This window comes from Aeromonas sp. QDB34 (assembly GCF_027705405.1).
Classification (GTDB): Bacteria; Pseudomonadota; Gammaproteobacteria; order Enterobacterales; family Aeromonadaceae; genus Aeromonas; species Aeromonas hydrophila.
Map to the genome: position 1 here is coordinate 77,334 of NZ_JAPDBT010000007.1, position 14,990 is coordinate 92,323.

A 14,990-nucleotide genomic window follows, 5' to 3' on the forward strand; every position below is an offset into this window, starting at 1 on the left:
GGTACCCAGGTGCCGCATTTTTATTGGTCCGCTGGCCGGTTTTTCCATCACACTTCGAGACTTTTTCATGAGCGATATCCTCTCCCGCCACCGTCAACTGTGTGAGCTGCTGATCGAGTACGGTCATCAGTACTATGTGCTGGACAACCCCACGGTGCCGGACGCCGAATACGATCGCCTGATGCGCGAGCTGATCGCGCTGGAAGCCGAACACCCCGAGCTGAAGACGCCAGCCTCGCCGAGCGTACGGGTGGGCGGCCAGCCGCTGACCGCCTTCAAACAGGTGCGCCACGAGATCCCCATGCTGAGCCTGGACAACGTGTTTAGCGGCGAGGAGTTGCAGGCCTTCGAGCAGCGCATGCGCGATCGCCTCAAGCGGGAGGTGAGCTTTACCTTCTGCTGCGAGCCCAAGCTGGACGGTCTGGCGGTGAGCCTGCTCTATGTGGATGGCCAGCTGGTGCAGGCCGCTACCCGGGGCGATGGCACCACAGGTGAGGAGATCACCGAGAACGTGCGTACCATCAAGGCCATTCCCTTGTCCCTGCGCGGCGAGGGCTGGCCAGCCAGGCTGGAGGTGCGTGGTGAGGTGTTCATGCCCAAGGCGGGGTTCGAGGCGATGAACGCCAAGGCGCTGGCCGCCGGCGAGAAGGTGTTCGTCAACCCGCGCAATGCCGCCGCCGGTAGCCTGCGTCAGCTCGACTCGCGCATCACCGCCAGCCGCCCGCTGGCCTTCTACGCCTATGGCGTGGGGGTGGGCGGCGAGCAGCTCGGTGGCTCTCACTTCGGTCGCCTCAATCAGCTCAAAGAGTGGGGGCTGCCGCTCAGCCCCGAAGTGAAGATCAAGGAGGGGGCCGCCGGTTGCCAGGCGTTCCACGACGACATCCTGGCGCGCCGTGGCGAGCTCCCCTACGAGATCGACGGCGTGGTCTACAAGGTGGATGCCATCCCCCTGCAGGAGGAGCTGGGCTTTGTGGCCCGCGCCCCGCGCTGGGCCACCGCCCACAAGTTCCCGGCCCAGGAGGAGATGACGGAGCTTGAGAACGTCGAGTTCCAGGTCGGCCGCACCGGCGCCGTGACCCCGGTGGCCAAGCTCAAACCGGTGTTTGTCGGCGGTGTCACCGTCTCCAACGCCACCCTGCACAATGCCGACGAGATTGAGCGCCTTGGCGTGATGATCGGCGATACCGTGATCGTGCGCCGGGCCGGGGACGTGATCCCGCAGATCGTGGCGGTGGTGGAGGCGCAGCGCCCGGCAGATGCCCGCGCGATCCTGTTCCCGACCGAGTGCCCGGTGTGCGGTTCGGCGGTGGAGCGGCTGGAGGGAGAGGCGGTGACCCGCTGCTCCGGCGGCCTGTTCTGCGAGGCGCAGCGCAAGGAGGCGATCAAGCACTTCGCCGCCCGCCGTGCCATGGACGTGGACGGCCTTGGCGACAAAATAGTGGAGCAGCTGGTGGACAAGGGGCTGGTGAAGACCCCGGCGGACTTGTTCAGCCTCAACGCCATCCAGCTGGCCGGGCTCGGTCGGATGGGGCAAAAGTCGGCCCTCAATCTGGTGGCGGCCATCGATGCGGCCCGCAGCACCACGCTGCCCCGCTTCCTGTTTGCGCTGGGGATCCGCGAAGTGGGGGAGGCGACCGCCTTGAATCTCGCCAACCACTTCCTCACCCTGGACGCCCTGCGCGCCGCCTCGGTGGAGCAGTTACTGGAAGTGGCCGACGTGGGGGACATAGTGGCCAAGCATGTCTACTACTTCCTGCGCCAGCCTCACAACATCGAGGTGCTGGAGGCCCTGCTGGCTGCCGGCATCCACTGGCCGGCCATCGAGAAAAAGGAGGCAAGCGAGCAGCCCTTTGCCGGCAAGACCTTCGTGCTGACCGGCACCCTCACCACGCTGTCGCGCAACGACGCCAAGGCGGCGCTGCAGGCGCTGGGGGCCAAGGTGGCGGGCTCGGTGTCGGCCAAGACCGATGTGCTGGTGGCGGGGGAGGCGGCAGGCTCCAAGCTGGTCAAGGCTCAGGAGCTCGGCATCACCGTCTGGAGTGAAGAAGAACTGCAACAGGCGTTGCAGGGCTGAGTCGCTCACGCAGCTCACGCAGAAAGAGAAACAAAGAACCCGGCATGGCCGGGTTCTTTGTTATGGGGGCACTGATCAGAGCTCAATCGCGCCAGAGGATCTTGTAGCGCCACTTGTCGGGCAGGGTGAGCTGCCAGCGGGCCAGCTCGCTCTTGCTGAACACGTACTCGCCACGCAGGGCGGCGCGCGGTGCCAGGGTTTTGGGCTGGGCGCCCGCCAGGATGGCGTTGACCAGCTCGGCCGCCTTGGCCCCCTGATCGCGGCCATCCAGCACCAGGCCACCGATGGCCTTGCCCTTGCCCACCGAAAATTCCCAGAAACAGAACAGCGGCACCGGGCTGTGGGCGCTGGTCCACTCCAGCACAGTCTGCTCGCTCACGTGCTTGCCATCATCGTCCACCAGCGTGTGGTAGAGGCCGATGAAGATGGCTTCATAACCACTCTGCTTGGCATTGAGCACGGCTTCCTGCCACAGGCTGTAGTCGCCGATGAGCTGGCTGTTGACCCGGGTCTGGCCGACCCGCAGCTCGGTCTGGGTCTTGAATTCATCCTCGATGGCGGTGAGCGCCACGTTGCTCGAGTCAAACAGCACCAGTGCCTTCTTGATCCCCCCCATCACCTGGCTCATCTCGCTGATGTTGCGTTTGAGCAAGGGGCGCTCCAGCACGCCGGTGATCTTGGGGTGGCCGACCAGCCCCTTGTGGCGCGGGTTCTCGTTCATGCCGAGAAACACCACCGGGGTGCCGAGGGAGGCGATGTCGCTGGCCAGGTAGTTGATGGCGTTGTCATCGCCGAGCACCACCAGATCCGGTTTCACCTGGCGATAGTAGGCGAGCGCCTGCTCGGCTATCTGATCAAACTCCTCGGCGGGGCGGCGCTTGGTATCCATGTAGAAGTGGCTGATGTGGTGGTCGCCCTTGAGATTGGCGGCCAGGCTGGCGTTGTAGCTCTGATCCCACAGGTATTCAGGGTGGTAGCTGCTGATCACCAGAATTTCGGCCGCCCACAACCGCAACGGGAGGGCACACAGCAGCAGTAGCAGCAATAGCGGGTTGGTCATGTCGCTTCCCATCGAACAAGAGGAGTTGTCATTCATTATGTCCATCTTGGTGCAAACCTGTCCCGGTCAATTACTGTCGGAAGGGAAATCTTTTTCCCTCTGGCCGGTATCGGGCGCCAGCCCGCATCAGGCTTGAATTGGGTCTTGTATGGGGCCGTTTGTGACTGGTCGGGAACTGCGCCACTCGCCTCAAAACCTGTTCTGGATCAAGAAATACGGTCACGCTTTGGTGCCTAATAGACACCACATATAGGGCTGCATTCGTTTTTAATCCCTATATGTTGTGTTATTAAGCTGTGTACAAGCTGTTCCCTTCTCATCGTCAGCCCAGGCTTGTCAAGCCTCGGCTGAATTTATTTGCGCCGAGGACGAGGCGTGGAGAAGGGGGCCAAACAAGGGTAAGCCGAGGGCGAGAGCCTGGCCTTTTTAACGGGGAAAATCCATGAAACCGGTTGTGATCAAACGTGATGGATGTCGCGCACCATTCAATGCCCAGCTGATTGCCGAGGCGGTGGGCCGAGCGGCAGAAGCGGTCAATCAGGCCAGTCCGGCGCTGGCCGAGCGCATTGCCGCCGCCGTCACTCAGGAGCTGGAAGGACGAGGGGAAGTGGACATCCACGAGATCCAGAACCGGGTCGAGAACCACCTGATGGCCTCCGACGACAAGGCGATCGCCCGTGCCTACATCGAATACCGTCACGACCGGGATCAGGCCCGCGAGGCCCGCGGCCGGCTGGCCCAGGAGATCCGCGGCCTGGTGGAGCAGACCAACGCGGCCCTGCTCAACGAGAACGCCAACAAGGACTCCAAGGTGATCCCGACCCAGCGTGACCTGCTGGCGGGCATCGTCGCCAAGCACTACGCCACCAGCCACATGCTGCCCCGCGATGTGGTACAGGCCCACGAGAGCGGCGATCTGCACTTCCACGATCTCGACTACTCCCCCTTCTTCCCCATGTTCAACTGCATGTTGATCGACCTGAAGGGGATGCTGACCCACGGCTTCAAGATGGGCAACGCGGAGATCGACACTCCCAAGTCCATCAGCACCGCCACCGCGGTCACGGCCCAGATCATCGCCCAGGTGGCGAGCCACATCTATGGCGGCACCACCATCAACCGCATCGACGAAGTGCTGGCTCCCTATGTGACCATCAGCTGGGAGAAGCACCGGGAAGTTGCGCTGGAGTGGGGCATCAGCGATGTGGATGCCTACGCCATGGCCCGCACCGAGAAAGAGTGTTACGACGCCTTCCAGTCGCTGGAGTACGAAGTGAACACCCTGCACACCGCCAACGGTCAGACCCCGTTCGTCACCTTCGGCTTTGGCCTCGGCGACAGCTGGCAGTCACGCCTGATCCAGCGCGCTATCCTGAGCAACCGCATCGCCGGCCTTGGCAAGAACAAGAAGACCGCCGTGTTCCCGAAACTGGTGTTCGCCATCAAGGATGGCCTCAACCACAAGCAGGGCGATCCCAACTACGACATCAAGCAGCTGGCGCTGGAGTGCGCCTCCAAGCGGATGTACCCGGACATCCTCAACTACGACCAGGTGGTCAAGGTGACCGGCTCCTTCAAGACGCCCATGGGCTGTCGCTCCTTCCTCGGTGCCTACGAGGAGCACGGCGAGCTGGTCCACGAAGGGCGCAACAACTTAGGCGTGGTAAGCCTCAACCTGCCACGCATCGCCCTGAAATCCCGCGATGAAGCGGACTTCTGGGACAAGCTGGATGCTGCCCTGCGGGTAGCCAAGACCGCACTGATGTACCGCATCAAGCGCCTCGACGGGGTCAAGGCCCGGGTCGCGCCCATCCTCTACATGGAAGGGGCCTGCGGGGTACGCCTGAAGGCGGACGACAATGTCAGCGAGATCTTCAAGTACGGCCGCGCCTCCATCTCCCTTGGCTACATCGGGGTACACGAGACCATCAACGCCCTGTTTGGCGATCAGGTGCACCTGTTTGACAGCGCCGAACTGCAGCAGAAGGCCATCGCCATCATTGCGCGGCTCAAGGCGGCCACCGACGAGTGGAAGGAGGAGACCGGCTACGGCTTCAGCCTCTACTCCACCCCGAGCGAGAACCTCTGCTCGCGCTTCTGCCGCATCGACGCCAAGGAGTTCGGCGTGGTGGCGGGGGTGACCGACAAAGGCTACTACACCAACAGCTTCCACCTCGACGTGGAGAAACAGGTCAATCCGTACGACAAGCTGGACTTCGAGGCGCCCTATCCGCCCATCGCCAGCGGCGGCTTCATCTGCTACGGCGAGTACCCCAACATCCAGCACAACCTGGAAGCGCTGGAGAACGTCTGGGACTACAGCTATGACAAGGTGCCCTACTACGGTACCAACACCCCCATCGACGAGTGCTACGAGTGCGGCTTCACCGGCGAATTCGAGTGCACCTCCAAGGGATTCACCTGCCCGCGCTGCGGCAACCACGACCCGGCCAAGGTGTCGGTGACCCGCCGTGTCTGCGGCTACCTCGGCAGCCCGGATGCGCGCCCCTTCAATGCGGGCAAGCAGGAAGAGGTGAAGCGCCGCGTCAAACATATGTAAGTACGGTAACGATGAAGCGCTGGCCCCTGTTGCAAGGGGCCATTTTCATGGGGTGGCGACCGTTTGCACACCCATGAAGGAGGCAGGAAACAAGCGATGCACTACCACCAATACTACCCGGTCGATGTGATCAACGGCCCCGGCACCCGCGCCACCCTGTTTGTCTCGGGCTGCGAGCACCAGTGCCCAGGCTGCTACAACCAGAGCACCTGGCGGCTCGATGGCGGCAAGCCGTTCGATCAGGCGATGAGCGATCGCGTCATCGCGGATCTCAACGACACGCGCATCAAGCGGCGCGGGCTGTCGCTCTCCGGCGGCGATCCGCTCCACCCCGCCAACGTGCCCCACGTGCTGGCGTTGGTGCGGCGGGTGCGTGCCGAGTGCCCCGGCAAGGACATCTGGTGCTGGACCGGCTATCTGCTTGGCGAGCTCAGCCCGGCCCAGCGCGAGCTGGTGGCCTTGCTGGACGTGCTGGTGGACGGCAAGTTCGAGAAGGGGCTGGCGGATCCCGGCCTGCTCTGGCGCGGCAGCAGCAATCAGGTCATCCACGACCTCAACGCCTGGCGGGAAGGGGGTGAGCGCATTCCCTGTCTGGTTTGCAGTTGAAGCCAGGGATGTTTATGGTTAGCCCATTGCTATCCCTGTGACATCGTTGACGAGGAAATCCGAGATGAACAATCTGCTCAAGATCCTGCTGGCCATCTTTCTGCCCCCGGTCTGTGCCTTTCTTCAGGTGGGCTTCAGCCTGCATTTTCTGATCAACATAGTGCTGACCCTGCTCGGCGGCCTGCCCGGCATGGTGCATGCGCTCTGGCTGGTGGTGAGCGACAAGCGCGGTTGACGTTGAGCCGCTTTGCCAAAAGCCAACCCGATGGGGTTGGCTTTTTTTATGCTGCTCAAACGGGTTCCGATTGTTACAGTAATGGGCCGGCAACCCTGCCGGGGAGGGGCGATCCCTCTGATCTGACTCAACAAGGAGTGTTGAATGGGTTTGAAGGTCTTGCTGCTGGGCACTGTGCTCGGTCTGCTGGGGGGCTGTGCCAGCCCCAGTCCCACCGTGAAACTGAACCAGCCGCCGCTGGAGGTGACCATGGCGGAGCTTGGCAAATACTGGGTGCAGGATGGCGAGGTGCCCCCGTTTGAACCGGTGGGTGGCGCGCCAGCCAAGCTGCCCGTCAAGGGCTATGTGGAGATCCGTTATCTCATCGACTCCAACGGCAATCTGTTCAGCCCAGAGATTGTGGCCTCGGAGCCGCCCGGCGTGCTGGACCTGATCGCCCTGTCGGGGCTGGCCAAGACCCGCTATCGCGTGTCGGAGCAGAACCCGCAGGCCATTCCGGTGCGAGTGGTGGGTCGCTACGAGATTGAAGTGGAGTAATGAACAACCCCGGCCTGGCCGGGGTTGCTGTTTACTGCTGCTTGCAGTCGTTGTAGACGCTCTGCCACTCGCCATCCTTGTCGCGCATCTCGACAAAGCCTTCATCTCCCTTGTTCCACCAGACGGCCTCATGGTCGTCGGTGTAGCGGGCGCCGGAGGCGGAAACGCTCTGCGGCAGGGTGTAGTCCTTGCCATCTGGCAGTGCCAGTTTGACGAAGTTGAGGCTCTGATCGGAGAGGGCGAAGTAGCGTACCTGCACCCGTTGGCCCTGTTCACACAGATAGGTGACGGGGTCGCCACCGGTCACGCTCAGGGTGCCGGCGCCGCGTTCGCAGCCGCTCAGCAGGGTCAGGCTCGTGATGCCCAGCAGCAGAAGGTTGGCGTGCTTCATGTTGATTCTCCATCGGTGTCATCCGGGCGTGATCCTAACAGCTTGCCAAAGGGGCGCAATGCGCCTCGACCCGGCTTGCGTCGATATGCGTCCATGGGCGTCAAAAGAAGCGCTAATGAGCAGTGGCTCAATGCAGACCGAGTCTGGCCTCGAAGGCGCGCACCAGCGTCTCGTAGGTGCCGTTGTTGCGGATCTTCTGCAGCCCCTCTTCGAAGCGTTTGGCCATTGCCTCGCCCTGGGGGTGGGCGCGGGAGAAGGCGAGCCAGAAGCCGTCGGTGGAGATCTTGCCCACCTTGACCACCTTCCCGCTCAGCTGTTTTTGCTGGATCTTGAGGTAGCCCGGCATCTCGTTCATCAGGATGTAGTCGACCCGGCCGCGCACCAGCATCTCGATGATCTGGGCGTCGGACTTGGCCTGGAAGCGGGTGATCCTGGGGTTTTCCATGAAGTCGGTGGGGTAGGTGTAGCCAAGGGTGATGCCCACCGTCTTCTGTTCCAGCGAGGTGAGCTTGAGATCCCGGCGCGGTTCGCGGGCCAGGGCGAAGATGGCGAGATCCTCCTCGAACATGGGGGTCTCGTGCCAGAAGTACTGGTAGCGATTCTCCTCGGTGATGGTGGCATCAAAGCAGCCGAGCACCTTGTCGCTGCGCGCCTCGTGCATGCAGCGGGCAAAGGGGATGGTGCGAAACTCGACGTCGACCCCCTCGGCGGCAAAGGCCGCCTTCACCAGCTCGGGGGCCAGTCCCTGCGGCTGACCGCTCTGCTTGTCGAGGGCGCAGTAGGGGGCCCAGTCATCCTCGGCGGCAATGAGCACCTGCTCTGCTTGGGCACAGGTCATCCCCAACAGCAGAGTGATTGCCAACCAGTGGATGTATGCTGCTCGTGCCATGGTCTCTCTCCTGTTGCCGACTGCCCTAGCAAGCATAGTTGCTGGGGCTGGCCGCAGGTGCCGCCAAACGGGAGGCAAAAAAACGCCCCGGTAGGCATAACGGGGCGAAAGGCAGCACATCCTTGAGCTAACAACAGGGAGTCAATAACCGAACCGAGTGGCCTCGAAGCGGTTAAGCAGTCGGTGGATGAGGTAACAGGCCAGCAGGGTGGCGACGATGGCAAACAAGATGCTGCTGACCCGGTAGAGGGCGCTGAACACCAGATCGTTGCCCGGCGTCAGGTATTGGCCGAACAGGATGCCGAGGGTGGTGAGGGCGCCGAAGCCGACCCCGGAACCGCTCGCCTCCTTCACGTGGGCATGGCTGAACAGCATGGCGCCGAGCCAGAGCATGGGGGCGACCAGCAACAGCAGTCCCGACCAGTCGTAGAGCACCAGCTGGCTGACCAGGCCAAAACTCACCCCGAGCAGGGTGCCCATGGCCCGTTTGCGGGCATAGCTCAGGGCGCCGTCCCAGTGCATGGGGAAGAGCACCAGCAGGGTCGTGGCCTGGGCGGACATGGAGTCCCGCAGATCGAAGATCTGGAACACCATGAAGGAGAGGGTGGCGATGCTGGTGCCAAGCAGCGCCTCGTGTCGCATCCGGTGCGGTGCCTTGGGGGAGGGAGCCGGCTTGGGGCGCTCCTCCACGTCCGGGATCAATGCCGTCATCAGGTAGGCGATGAGCACCGACAGCACGCTGGCCCACAGGTTGCTGAAGATGAGGTCGTTGAGATCGGTCTGCGGGTAGCTGGCAAAGTGCAGCATGATGCTGAGACTCAGCACCCCGTTGGCACCGAACAGGAACAGGCTGCCCCGCGACATGGCGGCGAAGCGGTAGAGAAACAGCAGGAAGGCGATGGGAACCATCAGGCCGGGATGGCCGCCAAACAGCCCCCCCAGCAGCCCCACTTCCAGCCCGCAGACCACGGCGGCGGCGATCAGCTGGCGGGCGGCATGGCCGTTCATCACCGGCACCATGCCCAGCAGCAGCACCGGCGTGACGGTGTAGAAGACGCCGTAGTTCCAGCCAAACAGCTTGCAGAGCAGAAAGCCGGTGGTGCTGCCAAAGGCGATGCGCAGGCATTGGCGCAGTTCGTTGGCGGTGAGGGGCCTGTGCCACAAAGTCATTGCCGTCACCTCAGTAGATGTAGTGCAGCAGGCTGAGCAGGCGGATCTGGGCGCGGGCCAGCAGTCCGGTCAGGGCGTTGTCGGGCAGCAGCTGCACGGTGGCGCGGGCACCGGCCGGCAGATGGGCGGGCAGCTGTTCCAGCGCCAGGTGCAGGCGCAGACGCTGGGCGTCGCGCACCCAGCGATCCGACTCGGTAGGGCTGGCCAGGAGGCCGTTGGCATCGAACTGGCCGGCGCTGACTCCGGCATCCAGGCTGGTGACCCGGGCCTGATAGAGGCGACCCGGCTCGCCATCGAAGGCGACCAGTGCCTGGCTGTCCTGATTGACGTGACGCAGGCTCTTCTCGCGAAAATCGGCGATCACGTCCACCTGCTCGGAGACCAGCGCCAGCAGCGGTGCACCCGCCGCGGCGAAGCTGCCCGGCTTGAGCTGCAGGTTGGTGATGATGCCGTCCTGGCTGGCGTGAACCCGGCTGTAGGCGAGGTTGAGCTCGGCCTGGGCGAGGCGGTTGCGGGCCTGGCGCAGCAGCAGGTTGTCGTCGCCGGGCAGACCGCGGTTGACCCGGGCCTGGGTCATGCGGGCCTTGCTGGCCAGCAGGTTGGCCTGGGCGGTGCGAAACGCGCTGTCGGCATCATCCTTCTGCTGTTCGGAGACCATGTGGCGGCGATAGAGGGCGTCAATGCGCTCTGCTTCCCGCAGCTTGAGGGCGGCCTGGGTCTGCAGCGAACTGAAGTCGGCGCTGGCGGCATTGAGGGTGGCATCGAGCTGGCGATTCTGCTGCTCGGCCTGGGCCAGGGCGAGGCGGGCCTGCTCCACCGCCAGTTCAAAGGGGGCGGGATCGAGCACGAACAGCAGATCGCCCTGCTTGACGTGCTGGTTGTTGCCGACGGCCACCTCGACCACCTTGCCGCTGACCTGGGGCGCCATCTTGGTCACGACGCGGGTCGCCATGGCTTGCGGGGTGAGCGGCATCTTGAGGTCGGCCAGCAGGAAGTAGGCAAAGACCAGTACGAAGGCGCCCATGGCCCATTTTATCCAGCGCTTGAATTGTTGATCCGGGGTCATTTCACTCTCTCTCTTCACTCTGTGCACCTATCTTGCCGAGGGCATTGGCGCAGATGCGGTGCACGATATCTTCAAACTGTTCCAGCTCCCGCTGGCTGATGCCGGCGAGCAGCTCCCGGCGTATCTCCATGATGCGATCTTCAATCTGGTCGAGCAGCGCCTTGCCGGCCGGGGTCAGGGTGACGATGCGGGCCCGCTTGTCCTGACTGCAGCAGTGGCGCTCCACCAACCCCTGCTCTTCCAGCTGGCCCAGGGTGCGCATCAGGGAGGGCAGTTCGATCTCCAACGCTTCGGCCAGGGTCTTCTGGCTGAGGTGGCCACCGAGCCGACTCAGCTTCCACAGCGCTGTCCAGCGGGGATGGGTGAGGCCGAGGGGGGCCAGCTCGAGATCGGCCACGGTGCGCCACAGCCGATGCAGCCGGCCGACCCGTTCGGCGAGGGACAGCTCGCGCAGCATTTCCAGATCCTTCATCATGAGGCTCTCCATTTACTTAGCTTGCTAAGCATTGTAGTTGTTTAGCAGGCTAAGTAAATAGTGTGATCGCGATCTTGTTTATGAAAATTGTAGGTAGGTTTCTTTTGGAGCTTGCTTGCTGGGTTTGAACGTCCCGCCGGCAGCAACCCGTGTCTGCCGCGAGCCTATTTGGGTGAATCATTCCCGCCATGGGCTGGTGAAATAACCAAATCATCTCACCAATCGTGCTGAAAATAGTCTTGGAATAGCCATGGCCGATAATGTTGGCAGCAGAAAAATATTATCTGAATTCGGCAGGCTGTTTTTTATCCACTAATATTGATGGGTCAGCTAAACAGGGAGACGATAGCTGTGGAACGATATGAATCGGGTGACCCCCATTTCTCCATCGAGAGCCTGTTGGTGGAGGTGGAATATGTTGCCGATGGCCATTATGGACTCAGCCTGGAAAGTACCGAAACCTGTCATGAATTTGACCCTGCCAATATTCCACTGTTATTAGCCGAATAGTTTTTCGGTTGGTGTCATGAGACCGTCATCATCATCTGACGGTCTGTTGCAGGGCCTGCTCGTATCGGCTCAAACGCTCCCTGAGGCAGGCACGGCCTGCCATGGGCAGATCATCCTTGTGGGCCTCGTCGTGATCGCCCGCCCGCAATCTTCCAGTTGTCTCTTCCGGTCTGCGGCGGTTTATCCGATTGGCATTTGCCGATCTTGAGATCACTACTCAATCCTTGCCGGTGATCAATCGAAATAGCGTGGAGCGGGGCAAGCATGGTTTCCCATTATTGAGAAGCATGCCGCCCATTATTTAATCGTTATTTGATAATGGCCCCATCAAGAGCCTGATGGCATTGAGAGATGAGTGCCCACCGGTTTGATTGGCGCGGCACAATAGTGCGTCTTAATAATGCCAATAACAGGCCTGGCGGCATCCTCTGCCAGCCATAACGTTTAAGAATTTAATGTTTTTATATGCCTTTGCAGAGAGGCTAACCGACAGGGGAGAGAGAGATAGCTAGAGTGGCGCCACACCACACGCTGGAGCATAACAATGAAAAACCTCTCTACCCCACCAACCCGGATCGCGCTGTTTGGCGACCGACAGATTGCCGGCATGCCCATGATGATCTTCCTCGGGCTTGCCACCTGCGTTCTCTTCTCGGGCTGGAACGGCTCTCTGCCACTCGGCATGGTCGGTGCGCTGGCCTTGATGTTCGTGCTCGGCACCTTGCTGACCGAGCTGGGCGAGCGCATTACCCCCATCCGTGAATACCTGGGGGGTGGCACCATACTCGCCATCTTCGGCGGCGCCGCCCTGTTTGAATACCGGATCCTGCCCGTCGAGGCGGGCCAGGTGATCATCGGCTTCATGAAGGAGGGGGGCTTTCTCAACTTCTTCATCGCCAGCCTGGTGACCGGCTCGGTGTTCGGCATGAGCGGCGCCCTGCTGAAAAACGCCGCCATGCGCTACCTGCCGGTGATCCTGGGGGGCGTCGCGCTGGCGCTGCTCAGCGTTGGTCTGGTGGGTGCCCTGATGGGGTATGGTTTCAAGAATGCGGTGCTGCTGATCGGCCTGCCCATCATGGGCGGCGGCATGGGGGCCGGCGCCGTGCCGCTGGTGGAGATCCTCTCCGGGCCGTTGCAGATGTCGAGTGCCGATCTGCTGTCGCGCATGGTGCCGGCGGTGGTGATCGCCAACACCCTGGCCATCCTGGTGGGGACCTTGCTGGCCCGCCTCGGTCGCCGCTACCCCTCCCTGACCGGCAATGGCAAGCTGATGATAAAAGAGAGTGCCGCTGGCGTGGCCGAAGAGAAGGTGCAGGCGCCGACGCTGGAGAGCCTGGGTCTCGGGCTCTTCATCAGCTCCAGCATGTTCGTGCTGGGCTCATTGCTCGGCAACTTCATCCCCATGCATCCTTTCGCCCTGATGATCCTGGCGGTGGCCGTCATCAAGGTGAGCGGCCTGCTGCCCCGCCGTTACGAGCAGGCGGCGGCCGACTGGTACCAGTTCGTGGTGAGCAACCTGACTCCCTCCCTGCTGGTGGGGATCGGTGTCGCCTACACCAGCATCCCCGAGCTTATCGGCGCCTTCTCGGTCAGCTACTTCGTGCTGGTACTGGTGACCGTGGTTGGCGGTGCCCTGGGGGCGGCGCTGGTGGGCCGAATGATCGGCTTCTACCCCATTGAGGCGGCCATCACCGGCGGCCTGTGCATGGCCAACATGGGGGGCACCGGCGACGTGGCCGTGCTCTCGGCGGCCCAGCGCATGACATTGATGCCGTTTGCCCAGATCTCTTCCCGTCTCGGGGGGGCCGTCATGCTGATCCTGGCCACCCTGCTCATTTCGCTGCTGGCATAAGGAACAAGATAATGAACGACATCATGATGGGCACCAGCCTGCCCTATGCCGAACGCAAGCGACAGGGGCTGATGGGGCGCATGCCCCACAAGGAGGAGTCGCTGGCCCAGCAGCGGCGCCGCATCTACCGGCTGGTTTCGGCCATGCAGAGCCCGTTTGATCAGCACCTGCTGCTGCGCCAGCTGCAGGAGGACAACCCGGTACTGTTTTACGAGCTGGTGCGCCACCACCTGCCCGAGCTGTTGCCCATCATCTACACCCCGGTGGTGGGGGAGGCGTGCCAGCGCCACAGCGATCTTTATCTGCGCAGCCACGGCCTCTACCTCTCCTGGCACGACCGGGACGAGCTGGATGACATCTTCGCGGCGGTGGAGCAGGAGGTGGACGTCATCGTCATCTCCGATGGCGAGCGGGTGCTGGGGCTCGGCGATCTCGGCATCGGCGGCATGGGGATCTGCATCGGCAAGCTGGCGCTCTACTCCGCCGCTGGCGGCATCAATCCGGCGCGCACCCTGCCGCTGTGCGTGGACGTGGGCACCAACAACCCCGAGCTGCTGGAAGATGACTCCTACCTCGGCTGGCAGGCGCCGCGGGTGGATGGCGAGCCCTATTACCAGTTCATGGACAAGGTGGTGGCCGCCATTCGCAAACGCTGGCCCCAGGTGGTGCTGCAGTTTGAAGACTTTGCCGGCAAGCATGCCGCCAATCTGCTGGCTCGTTACCGCGATGAGCTTTGCATGTTCAACGACGACATCCAGGGCACGGCGGCGGTGGCGTCGGCCTGCGTGCTGGCGGGACTGCAGCAGGCGGGCAGTGTGCTTGCCGAGACCCCGGTGCTGATCGTCGGGGCCGGCTCGGCCGGCTGCGGTATCGCCGCCATGCTGGCCCAGCTGGCGGGCAGCACGGAGCGGGTGCAGCTGTTCGATCAGGATGGCCTGGTCTGCCTGGACCGGGCCGGGCTCACCCCGGCCCAGCAGCCGTTTGCCCGCCCGGCGGCGGAGGCGTGCCACTCCTTGGCCGCGCTCATCGAGCGGGTGCGCCCCGGGGTATTGATCGGGGTAAGCGGTCAGGGTGGCCTGTTCGACGCGGCGGTGCTGACGGCCATGGGGGAGGTGTGCGAGCGGCCGGTGATCCTGCCGCTCTCCAACCCCACCCGCAGCGCCGAGGCGACCCCGGCCCAGGTGTGGCAGGCGACCGGCGGGCGCGCTCTGCTCGCCACCGGTAGCCCCTTCCCGCCGGTGGCGGTGGACGGGACGGCGCGGGTGGTCTCCCAGTGCAACAACGTCTATGTGTTCCCGGGCATTGGCCTCGGGGCCTGTGCGGTCAAGGCGCGGCGCATCAGCGACGGCATGCTGCGGGCGGCGGTGCAGGCGGTGGGTGCCTATCCACTGGCCGAAGGGCGGCTGCTGCCTCCCATCGAACAGGTGGGAGAAGTGGCCCGTGCCGTGGCGAGAGCGGTGGCACTGTGTGCCCGTGCCGAGGGGCTGGCCGATTTTGCCGGCGATCCCGCACCTTTGATTGACCAGACCTGGTGGCGCCCGCACTATTGGTCCGCGTCCTGATGT

General features: G+C 63.1%; 14 protein-coding genes. 8 read left to right on the plus strand and 6 right to left on the minus strand.

Annotated elements, in window-relative coordinates:
- Window positions 1-67: 67 nt before the first annotated feature.
- On the plus strand, window positions 68-2,074 hold the full coding sequence (gene ligA, locus OKC29_RS11665; RefSeq protein ID WP_073349260.1) for an NAD-dependent DNA ligase LigA: 2,007 nt from the start codon (window positions 68-70) through the stop codon (window positions 2,072-2,074).
- Window positions 2,075-2,156: 82 nt separating this feature from the next.
- Here ligA and OKC29_RS11670 read toward each other — a convergent pair whose 3' ends face one another.
- Complete coding sequence (locus OKC29_RS11670; RefSeq protein ID WP_073349262.1) at window positions 2,157-3,134, minus strand: ABC transporter substrate-binding protein; 978 nt, start codon at window positions 3,132-3,134, stop codon at window positions 2,157-2,159.
- Window positions 3,135-3,576: 442 nt separating this feature from the next.
- Between OKC29_RS11670 and nrdD the strand changes: the two genes are divergently transcribed.
- The 4 genes from nrdD to OKC29_RS11690 all read left to right on the plus strand — a co-directional run bounded on the left by nrdD (window position 3,577) and on the right by OKC29_RS11690 (window position 7,072).
- Window positions 3,577-5,694: an anaerobic ribonucleoside-triphosphate reductase gene (nrdD, locus tag OKC29_RS11675; protein ID WP_073349264.1), complete on the plus strand. Its 2,118-nt coding sequence runs from the start codon at window positions 3,577-3,579 to the stop codon at window positions 5,692-5,694.
- A gap of 96 nt (window positions 5,695-5,790) precedes the next feature.
- The gene (gene nrdG, locus OKC29_RS11680; protein ID WP_060388790.1) at window positions 5,791-6,300 is read left to right on the plus strand and encodes an anaerobic ribonucleoside-triphosphate reductase-activating protein; all 510 of its coding nucleotides are present in this window, start codon (window positions 5,791-5,793) and stop codon (window positions 6,298-6,300) included.
- A 64-nt stretch (window positions 6,301-6,364) separates the two neighbouring features.
- Window positions 6,365-6,535 carry a YqaE/Pmp3 family membrane protein gene (locus tag OKC29_RS11685; protein WP_005303354.1) on the plus strand — a complete coding sequence of 57 codons (171 nt, stop codon included), beginning with the start codon at window positions 6,365-6,367 and terminating at the stop codon, window positions 6,533-6,535.
- Between the two features lie 144 nt (window positions 6,536-6,679).
- Window positions 6,680-7,072, plus strand: coding sequence for an energy transducer TonB (locus OKC29_RS11690; protein ID WP_011705150.1), 393 nt, complete (start codon window positions 6,680-6,682; stop codon window positions 7,070-7,072).
- A 31-nt stretch (window positions 7,073-7,103) separates the two neighbouring features.
- On the opposite strand, the gene OKC29_RS11695 is transcribed toward OKC29_RS11690, so the two are convergent.
- The 5 genes from OKC29_RS11695 to slyA all read right to left on the minus strand — a co-directional run bounded on the left by OKC29_RS11695 (window position 7,104) and on the right by slyA (window position 11,063).
- Window positions 7,104-7,463 (minus strand): MliC family protein, encoded by a 360-nt coding sequence (locus OKC29_RS11695; protein ID WP_029303683.1) that lies wholly within the window; start codon window positions 7,461-7,463, stop codon window positions 7,104-7,106.
- Between the two features lie 127 nt (window positions 7,464-7,590).
- The gene (locus OKC29_RS11700) at window positions 7,591-8,352 is read right to left on the minus strand and encodes a substrate-binding periplasmic protein (RefSeq protein ID WP_073349266.1); all 762 of its coding nucleotides are present in this window, start codon (window positions 8,350-8,352) and stop codon (window positions 7,591-7,593) included.
- 141 nt (window positions 8,353-8,493) lie between these two features.
- Window positions 8,494-9,522: a DUF2955 domain-containing protein gene (locus OKC29_RS11705; protein ID WP_073349268.1), complete on the minus strand. Its 1,029-nt coding sequence runs from the start codon at window positions 9,520-9,522 to the stop codon at window positions 8,494-8,496.
- A gap of 10 nt (window positions 9,523-9,532) precedes the next feature.
- Complete coding sequence (locus OKC29_RS11710) at window positions 9,533-10,588, minus strand: HlyD family secretion protein (protein WP_073349270.1); 1,056 nt, start codon at window positions 10,586-10,588, stop codon at window positions 9,533-9,535.
- Between the two features lies 1 nt (window position 10,589).
- The gene (gene slyA / locus OKC29_RS11715) at window positions 10,590-11,063 is read right to left on the minus strand and encodes a transcriptional regulator SlyA (protein ID WP_010634735.1); all 474 of its coding nucleotides are present in this window, start codon (window positions 11,061-11,063) and stop codon (window positions 10,590-10,592) included.
- Between the two features lie 318 nt (window positions 11,064-11,381).
- On the opposite strand from slyA, the gene OKC29_RS11720 reads away from it, so the two are divergent.
- The 3 genes from OKC29_RS11720 (at window position 11,382) to OKC29_RS11730 (ending at window position 14,987) form a co-directional block, all read left to right on the plus strand.
- Window positions 11,382-11,573 carry a hypothetical protein gene (locus tag OKC29_RS11720; protein ID WP_073349272.1) on the plus strand — a complete coding sequence of 64 codons (192 nt, stop codon included), beginning with the start codon at window positions 11,382-11,384 and terminating at the stop codon, window positions 11,571-11,573.
- A gap of 544 nt (window positions 11,574-12,117) precedes the next feature.
- Entirely contained in the window at window positions 12,118-13,425 is a 1,308-nt protein-coding gene (locus tag OKC29_RS11725; protein ID WP_073349274.1) for a 2-hydroxycarboxylate transporter family protein, read from the plus strand.
- Between the two features lie 11 nt (window positions 13,426-13,436).
- Window positions 13,437-14,987, plus strand: a complete 1,551-nt coding sequence (locus OKC29_RS11730; RefSeq protein WP_073349276.1) for an NAD-dependent malic enzyme — start codon at window positions 13,437-13,439, stop codon at window positions 14,985-14,987.
- Window positions 14,988-14,990: the final 3 nt, after the last annotated feature.

Coding starts and splice junctions, on each gene's coding strand:
- OKC29_RS11685 (WP_005303354.1), top strand. CDS start 6,365: ATGAACAATCTGCTCAAGATCCTGCTGGCCATCTTTCTGCCCCCGGTC.
- slyA (WP_010634735.1), bottom strand. CDS start 11,063: ATGATGAAGGATCTGGAAATGCTGCGCGAGCTGTCCCTCGCCGAACGG.
- OKC29_RS11705 (WP_073349268.1), bottom strand. CDS start 9,522: ATGACTTTGTGGCACAGGCCCCTCACCGCCAACGAACTGCGCCAATGC.
- OKC29_RS11700 (WP_073349266.1), bottom strand. CDS start 8,352: ATGGCACGAGCAGCATACATCCACTGGTTGGCAATCACTCTGCTGTTG.
- nrdD (WP_073349264.1), top strand. CDS start 3,577: ATGAAACCGGTTGTGATCAAACGTGATGGATGTCGCGCACCATTCAAT.
- OKC29_RS11695 (WP_029303683.1), bottom strand. CDS start 7,463: ATGAAGCACGCCAACCTTCTGCTGCTGGGCATCACGAGCCTGACCCTG.
- OKC29_RS11670 (WP_073349262.1), bottom strand. CDS start 3,134: ATGACCAACCCGCTATTGCTGCTACTGCTGCTGTGTGCCCTCCCGTTG.
- nrdG (WP_060388790.1), top strand. CDS start 5,791: ATGCACTACCACCAATACTACCCGGTCGATGTGATCAACGGCCCCGGC.
- OKC29_RS11690 (WP_011705150.1), top strand. CDS start 6,680: ATGGGTTTGAAGGTCTTGCTGCTGGGCACTGTGCTCGGTCTGCTGGGG.
- OKC29_RS11710 (WP_073349270.1), bottom strand. CDS start 10,588: ATGACCCCGGATCAACAATTCAAGCGCTGGATAAAATGGGCCATGGGC.
- ligA (WP_073349260.1), top strand. CDS start 68: ATGAGCGATATCCTCTCCCGCCACCGTCAACTGTGTGAGCTGCTGATC.
- OKC29_RS11725 (WP_073349274.1), top strand. CDS start 12,118: ATGAAAAACCTCTCTACCCCACCAACCCGGATCGCGCTGTTTGGCGAC.
- OKC29_RS11730 (WP_073349276.1), top strand. CDS start 13,437: ATGAACGACATCATGATGGGCACCAGCCTGCCCTATGCCGAACGCAAG.